The organism is Streptomyces sp. NPDC001108 (assembly GCF_053598535.1).
This window is the reverse complement of sequence record NZ_JBSFKL010000014.1, coordinates 173353-180028: the sequence shown is the minus strand read 5'-3', so window position 1 is coordinate 180028 and position 6676 is coordinate 173353. Positions and strand designations below refer to the sequence as shown.

Annotated in this window: 9 protein-coding genes; 6 read left to right on the top strand and 3 right to left on the bottom strand. The window is 71.5% G+C overall.

What is annotated here, in order from left to right; translation table 11 throughout:
• The coding region (locus ACWC97_RS27295; RefSeq protein ID WP_450652101.1) for a hypothetical protein at positions 1-284 on the bottom strand (284 nt) is incomplete at its 3' end.
• A gap of 143 nt (positions 285-427) precedes the next feature.
• On the opposite strand from ACWC97_RS27295, the gene ACWC97_RS27290 reads away from it, so the two are divergent.
• The 4 genes from ACWC97_RS27290 (at position 428) to ACWC97_RS27275 (ending at position 3612) form a co-directional block, all read left to right on the top strand.
• A complete protein-coding gene (locus tag ACWC97_RS27290) occupies positions 428-1051 on the top strand; it encodes an isochorismatase family protein (RefSeq protein WP_450652099.1) in 624 nt (207 codons plus the stop codon).
• Between the two features lie 143 nt (positions 1052-1194).
• Positions 1195-1839, top strand: a complete 645-nt coding sequence (locus ACWC97_RS27285; RefSeq protein WP_352275827.1) for an LppU/SCO3897 family protein — start codon at positions 1195-1197, stop codon at positions 1837-1839.
• Between the two features lie 437 nt (positions 1840-2276).
• Positions 2277-2867: a TetR/AcrR family transcriptional regulator gene (locus ACWC97_RS27280; protein WP_352276152.1), complete on the top strand. Its 591-nt coding sequence runs from the start codon at positions 2277-2279 to the stop codon at positions 2865-2867.
• 76 nt (positions 2868-2943) lie between these two features.
• Positions 2944-3612 (top strand): helix-turn-helix domain-containing protein, encoded by a 669-nt coding sequence (locus ACWC97_RS27275; protein ID WP_352275828.1) that lies wholly within the window; start codon positions 2944-2946, stop codon positions 3610-3612.
• Positions 3613-3646: 34 nt separating this feature from the next.
• Here the strand turns inward: ACWC97_RS27275 and ACWC97_RS27270 are convergent, their stop codons facing one another.
• A complete protein-coding gene (locus ACWC97_RS27270) occupies positions 3647-4333 on the bottom strand; it encodes a GDSL-type esterase/lipase family protein (RefSeq protein ID WP_352275830.1) in 687 nt (228 codons plus the stop codon).
• A 58-nt stretch (positions 4334-4391) separates the two neighbouring features.
• Here ACWC97_RS27270 and ACWC97_RS27265 point away from each other — a divergent pair, with 58 nt between their 5' ends.
• Together ACWC97_RS27265 and ACWC97_RS27260 are read left to right on the top strand one after the other, a co-directional pair.
• On the top strand, positions 4392-5375 hold the full coding sequence (locus ACWC97_RS27265; protein ID WP_352275831.1) for a WD40 repeat domain-containing protein: 984 nt from the start codon (positions 4392-4394) through the stop codon (positions 5373-5375).
• Between the two features lie 142 nt (positions 5376-5517).
• Positions 5518-5928 (top strand): DUF4259 domain-containing protein, encoded by a 411-nt coding sequence (locus ACWC97_RS27260; RefSeq protein WP_352275832.1) that lies wholly within the window; start codon positions 5518-5520, stop codon positions 5926-5928.
• A 59-nt stretch (positions 5929-5987) separates the two neighbouring features.
• On the opposite strand, the gene ACWC97_RS27255 is transcribed toward ACWC97_RS27260, so the two are convergent.
• Complete coding sequence (locus tag ACWC97_RS27255; RefSeq protein WP_450652096.1) at positions 5988-6599, bottom strand: Uma2 family endonuclease; 612 nt, start codon at positions 6597-6599, stop codon at positions 5988-5990.
• Between the last annotated feature and the right edge of the window lie 77 nt (positions 6600-6676).

Genomic DNA, 6676 nt, shown 5'->3' with positions numbered 1-6676 from the left:
TGCCGCGCGTTGTCACCCTGCTCCTGGTCACCCGAACCGAACGCCTGCTCCATCCCGGACTGACCGCCCAGCAGAGCCGACAACGAACCGTTCAATGCCGCCGTGATCTCGTCCGAACGACTCTTGAACGAATCGAACGCCACCCGGCCCGAACCGTGGAACTTCCCTTCCAACGGCGCTGCGGCCTGCACCAGCTGACGGATCAACGTCCCCAGGTCATCACTCGACCCACGCGACTTCGACGACAGCGTCGTCAGAACCTGCGACCCCATGTCGAACTTCATCCAGTCCCCCTGCCAACCCGATCGACAACCGATCAAACAAACGTCCCGACCATCCCTATCAATCCCGCCACGACCGAAGCAATCGGGTACCGGAGGCTGTGGACAGTCTGTGACATATGATCCCGCACCGACATGATGACGGTATGACCGACCATGAGACCCATCCGGTGCCCGCTGCCCCTCCCGCCACCCCGGCATCACCCGTGCACGCGCTGATCGTTGTGGATGTGCAGAAAGACGCCGTCGAGGGGGACCGGGCGGTGCCCGACGCGGCGAGGCTCGTCGACCGGACGGCGGAGCTGATCGCCCGCGCCCGTGCGGGCGGCGCGCTCGTCGTCCACGTACAGAACGACGGGCAGCCCGGGGCCGGGGACGAGCCGGGCACGCCCGGGTGGGCGCTGCACCACCCCGTGACGGAGTCGGCCACGGAGCACGCGATCCGCAAGACCCGGGACGACGGCTTCCACGAGACGCCCCTGCGCCGCCTGTTGACGGACGCCGGGGTGCGGGCGCTCGCCGTGTGCGGGGTGATGTCCGAGATGTGCGTGCAGGCCACCGCCCGTACGGCGTTGGAGCTGGGGTACCGGGTCGTCATGCCGCACGACGCCCACGCCACGCACGACATCCCGGCCGCGCCGGGGATCAGCGGGGTGGTTCCGGCCGCCGCGGTCTCCCGGGTCGCGGAGTGGGCCCTCGGCAGCGATCTGGAGGTCGTGCCGCACGCCGAGGACGTCTCCTTCACCGCCCCGGACGCCCCGGCCGGCTGATTCCGGAACTCCGGGAACCACGCCCCACGCTTATGCCGTCCTTACGCCCGCGCCATCCCGCGCGGCCCGTGCACCGGTGCCCGGTCCGGTGCCGTCCCCAGGGCCGCGCGGACCGCGCCACACCCGAGGAGTTGAGGAGCAGCATGAGAGTGAACGGCAGCACGCGCCCCCACGGCGGCAGCCGGTCCGGTACTGGTTCCGCACCGCGCCGCCGCTCCCGTACGGCTCTGCTGAACGGTTCGAAGGCAGTGCTGGCGGTCGCGCTCGTCCTGGGCGCGGCCAGCGCCTGCGACAAGGGGACGAGCGACGGGACGCATGCGGCCAAGGACTGGAAGGTCGGCGACTGCGCCGGTCCCGACAGCAGCGCGAAGGACGCCTACCAGCCGCTGGACTGCGGCGACTCCAAGGCGACCATCAAGGCCCTGGAGGTCAAGGACGGAGCGGTCTTCGCCGACTCCATCCAGTGCCCGGCCGGCACGGACGAGATCATCTCGGTGAAGGTCTCCTTCGGTTCCGGCGACGCCAAGGGCGGCATCCCCAGCAAGACCATCTGCGGCCGCAACCTGGCCGGTGAACACCCCGGTGACGCCGGTGCGGGCGGCGGCCAGCTGGTGAAGGGCGACTGTGTGACGGATCAGGCCAAGGAAGTGCCCTGCGCCGATGGCGGCGGGAGCAAGGTCCTCGACCTGACGAAGAAGGCGGAGGACTGCCCGTCCGGCAGCACGCCGCTGGAGCTGTTCCCGAGCCCGGGACGCCCGTACGACGCGATCTGCACCGGCAAGGCCTGACCGGCGGCCGGAACACCGCACCCCCGGACGCGCCGCAGGGCGGGTCCGGGGGTGTTTCGTACCCGGTGCGGCGCGGCGTTCCGTGCCCGGCGCCCGGCGCGCCGCGCGGGCGGTCCACCGGGCGCCGGGCAGCGACGCGGGGGCGTGAATGCGCAGGCTGCGCGCCCCCCTGGCGGGTGTTTCTTCGGGCGTCCGGGAGGCAAGGAGGCCCCGGAAGTGATGGAGTGCCAGAGCGCCGCGTGGAACTCCACACCGACAACGGTTCGACACGTCATCGGACATGGCTGGAAGCCACCCCGCGCGCACCGGAACCACGCGTGGCGAACCCACCACCGGCCGGGCGGAGCGGGGAGAGTGGGGGCAGCGGTACGGACGACGAAGGAGGACCGATGACGGGTGTCGTGGCGAGCCGGCGGAACGGGGCGGTCGGGCAGTCCATGGAGCTCCTGGGAGCCAGGGACCGACTGCTGCGCGCGGGGCGGGAGTTGTTCGGCGCGTACGGGTACGCGCATACGAGTGTCGAGGACCTGTGCGCCCGCGCGAAGGTGCCGGTCCACGTCTTCCAGCAGGAGTTCCTCTCCCGGGAGGTCCTGCTGATGGCGTTGTACGACGAGGTGGCGACGCTCGGGCTGCGCGCGGCCGAGAACGCCCTGATGGCGGAGGGCATGGAGGACTGCTCCACGGCGGTGCGGTGCCGGCTGCTCTTCGAGGCGTACGTGAAGGCGGTGACCGAGGACCCGTGCGCGGCGCGGGTGGCCTTCGTCGAGGTTCTCGGGGTCAGTTACGAGGTGGACAACCACCTGACGACCTGGCGGACGATGTGGCTGGAGTTCCTGACCTCGGAGGCCGAGCGCGCGGTGCGCCGGGGCGAGGCGGTGGAGAGCGACCACCAGGTGACCGTCACGGTGCTGACCCACGCGGTGGACGAGCTGATGGCCCACCACGGCCGCCGCCCCCGCCAGGTCGACGCCGAGTGGCTGACCGACGAGCTGACCCGGCTCTCGCTCTCCATGATCCTGTCGACCTGACATGGCCGGGGCCGGGCCGGGGCCGGGCCGGGGCCCGGACCGCGCCGGTTCGTCGGACGAGCCGAATAATGGACGCATGGCAGAAGGCGCGGACCACCCGGACCACCGGGAACGAGCAGGACGAGCGGAACGACCGGAACGACCGGAAGAACCGGGCGACGACGAGATCACGTCGGTCCTGACCGGTGTCGGCCCGCGCCTGCGTGTGCTGCGGCGGCAGCGCGGTACGACCCTCGCCCAGCTCAGCGAGACGACCGGGATCTCCCTCAGCACCCTCTCGCGGCTGGAGTCGGGCGGGCGCAAACCCACGCTCGAACTGCTGCTCCCGCTGGCCAAGGCGTACGGGGTGCAGCTCGACGAGCTGGTCGGAGCCCCCGCCACGGGAGATCCGCGCGTCCACTTCCGCCCCTTCACCCGCGACGGCATGACCTTCGTCCCGCTCACCCGGCACCTCGGCGGCCTCCAGGCGTACAAGCAGATCCTGCCCGGCGGCCGGGGCACCACCGGGCCGCTGGAACAGCGGGTGCACGAGGGGTACGAGTGGCTGTACGTCCTGGCGGGGCGGCTGCGGCTGTTGCTGGGGGAGCACGATCTGGTGCTCACGGCGGGCGAGGCCGCCGAGTTCGACACGCGCACCCCGCACGCCTGGGCCAGTGCCGGGCCGGAACCGGTCGAGTTCCTCAGTCTCTTCGGTCAGCAGGGCGAACGGATGCACGTACGGGCCCGGCCCGCCACGGAGCGGTGAGGGCCCCCACGGAGCGGATGGACCGCCCGGCCGGTCAGGGGCGCGGCACGTACGGGTCGCCCAGGCCCCACGCCTGGTGCATCGCGTCGGCGAAGGCGCCCGCCAGCGCGTGCTCGCCACTGGGGCCGGGGTGCGTGCCGTCGTACGTGTCCTCGTGGATGTCGTAGTCCGGCGGGCGGGAGGCCAGCAGCACCGGGGACGACGGCTCGTCGAGATCGGCCACGGCCTTCGCCAGCAGCTCGTTGAACCGGTCGCACTCGGCGGCGAACGGGGCGTCCGACTCGGCCCGTATGTTCGGGATCACCGGCAGCAGAACCATCCTGACGTGCGGATTCGCGGTGCGCGCCGCCGTGATGAACGCCCGTGCGTTCTCCGCGGTCTGCCCACTGTCGGTGTAGAACCCGAGGTCTATCAGGCCGAGCGAGACGAGCAGCACGTCACTGCGGTACGCGGTCACCACGTCCGCGATCACCGGGGCCATGTGCAGCCAGCCCTCGCCCCATCCGGCCAGGTGGGCGCGGGCCGCGGTGGGGAAGTCCGGCGCGCCGTACGCGTCCGAGACGGGGGCGCCCGCGTCGGTGTCGTACAGCTCGGTACGCGGGCCGACGATCGAGAACGGGCCGTCGAACGTGGCGTCGAGGTGCTGCCACATCCGGTAGCGCCAGGTGAAGTCGCCGCTCCGGCCTATCGTCATCGAATCGCCGACCGGCGTGAATCTCATGGCCTCATCATCGTGGATCGTTCCCACGGGCTGCGACGTGACGATGGACACTTGTCCCATGCCTTCGTACCTGACCGTGCTGCCAGCCGCCGCGCTGCTCCTCCTCGCCGGGGCGGCCCCGGCCGCGGCGGAGGGCGGGGCCGACCGGACCTTCACCATCGAGGACCCGCGGATCACCGAGTCCAGCGGCCTCGCCGCCAGCCGCACCCACCCGGGCATCTACTGGACGCACAACGACAGCGACGACGGCCCGTACGTCTACGCCGTCGACTCCCGGACCGGACGGACGGTGGCGACCATCACCATGAAGGGCGTCGGCAGCCCCCGCGACGTGGAGGCGATCTCGCTGGGCCCGGACGGCAACCTGTACGTCGGCGACATCGGCGACAACCTGAACGGAAGCTGGGACCACGTCTGGATCTACCGCTTCCCGGAGCCGAAGCGGCTGAAGGACGCGACGGTCACCGCCACCCAGTTCGACGTGAAGTACGCCGACGGTCCGCGCAACGCCGAGGCGCTGATGGTCCACCCGAAGACCGGGCGGGTCTACATCGCGTCGAAGAACGAGGGCGGCGGCGGGCTGTACGAGGGCCCGGCGAAGCTGACCACCTCCGCCACCAACGTCTTCCGGCGGGTGGGCGAGGTGCCGTGGGTGACGGACGGGGCGTTCTCCCCGGACGGCAAGGAGCTGGTGCTGCGATCCTACTTCAGCGCCCGCGCCTACGCCTTCGAGAACGGGAGGCTCGGCGCCGACCGCGCGGTCCAGGGACCGCTCCAGCCGCAGGCCGAGTCCGTGACGTTCACGCCGGACGGCTCGGCGCTGATGTTCGGCTCGGAGGGGAAGCGGAGCGAGGTGGTGCGGGTGGACGTGGACGGGGACGGCGGCGGGAAGTCCCCGTCCGGGAAGGGCGGGTCCCCGACCCCGCCCGCCGGGGCCGAGGGGGCCACCGGCGGCGGCAAGGGCCTCGGCACGACCGGCACGCTGGTGCTCCTGGGGGCGGCCGTCCTGGTCTTCCTGGGTGTGCGACGGAAGAAGGGGTGACGGAGGGCCGGGGCGCGGAGCGGGGCGTTGTCAGTGGTGGCTGCCAGAGTGAGGGACGTACGCACCGAATGGGCGTACGCACCGTGGACGGGTGCCTTGGGGCACCCGTGTGCGTGCACGACCTGCGCGAAGGGCAGTTCAGATGGGTACGTGGGACACCGGCCATTTCGACAGCGACAGCGCCGCGGACTTCTCCGGCCAGGTGGACGACACGCCGTGGGCGGAACGGGAAGCGGTGGTCCGCGAGGCGCTGGCTTTCGCGGCCGAAACGTCGGAGTACCTGGACAGTGACGAGGGAGCGGTCGCCGTCGCGGCGGCCGCGCTGGTGGCCGCCCAGTGCCCGGGCGGCGCGGCGGTGACCACCCCGTACGGTCCGAAGGAGGCGCTGCCGGTCTTCGCCCCGGAGCTGCGCCAGCTGGCGGTGCGGGCGCTCGACGCGGTCCTGGGGGAGGACTCGGAGCTGCGCGAGCTGTGGGACGAGTCGGGGGACAAGGCGTGGGCCGCGGGCATAGCCCGGCTGAAGGAGATCCTGACGGCGGCCCCCGCCGGCTGAGGCGGGCAGGGCGGGCGGCAAGCGGTTCGGCCGGACACGGGGGCGGCCGAACCGGATGATCAGGTACGGGGGCGGCCCGCCCTGACGAGCGCGTCGACATCGAGCGTCACGGGGGCGCCGAGGGAGCCGGGCAGCTCGGCCGTCTGACCGGGGGCGTACACCTGGTGGCTGTCGTAGCCGTCGCCCATGGGCTCGGTCAGGACGTGCACCCGGCCGTGCTTGCGGTCGACGATCACATAGACCGGGATCTTGGCCTCGGAGTACGCCGCGACCTTGTTGCGCAGGTCGTTGTTGTAGTTGCTGGAGGTGACCTCCAGCACGAGGCGGAAGACGGCGGGGTCGTAGCAGTTGTTCTCGATCAGGTGCTCGTCGAAGTCGGCGTCGACGAGTGCCAGGTCCGGGATGGCGTAATCCTCGGGGCCACCGGGGAGCCACAGGCCGATTCCCTGGATGATCTCCGTCTCGCCGCCGTCGAGCCCGGCCGCGATGAAGGGGAGCATGATCTTGGTCAGCGCTCGGCCGTGCGGTCCGTCCGGGGGTGGGGCCACGGTGATGACGCCTCCGATGATCTCGACGCGGGAACCCGGGTTCTGCTCCGCGAGCCTGTTGGCCAGCGTGAGCTGTGACTCCGGCTCACCGTCACAGGGGTGCTCGACTGCTGCTGCAGACACTGCGGGCCTCCTGAAGGGGTGTGGTCGAGGACATCATCGTAGGACGGATCGGGCGTTCGCGGACGGATGCGCGTGCG

What these genes read in the sequence shown, in the direction of transcription:
- ACWC97_RS27290 (WP_450652099.1), top strand. Translation starts at nt 428, where the DNA reads ATGACCGACCATGAGACCCATCCGGTGCCCGCTGCCCCTCCCGCCACC.
- ACWC97_RS27270 (WP_352275830.1), bottom strand. Translation starts at nt 4,333, where the DNA reads ATGAGATTCACGCCGGTCGGCGATTCGATGACGATAGGCCGGAGCGGC.
- ACWC97_RS27260 (WP_352275832.1), top strand. Translation starts at nt 5,518, where the DNA reads ATGGGTACGTGGGACACCGGCCATTTCGACAGCGACAGCGCCGCGGAC.
- ACWC97_RS27280 (WP_352276152.1), top strand. Translation starts at nt 2,277, where the DNA reads ATGGAGCTCCTGGGAGCCAGGGACCGACTGCTGCGCGCGGGGCGGGAG.
- ACWC97_RS27285 (WP_352275827.1), top strand. Translation starts at nt 1,195, where the DNA reads ATGAGAGTGAACGGCAGCACGCGCCCCCACGGCGGCAGCCGGTCCGGT.
- ACWC97_RS27265 (WP_352275831.1), top strand. Translation starts at nt 4,392, where the DNA reads ATGCCTTCGTACCTGACCGTGCTGCCAGCCGCCGCGCTGCTCCTCCTC.
- ACWC97_RS27275 (WP_352275828.1), top strand. Translation starts at nt 2,944, where the DNA reads ATGGCAGAAGGCGCGGACCACCCGGACCACCGGGAACGAGCAGGACGA.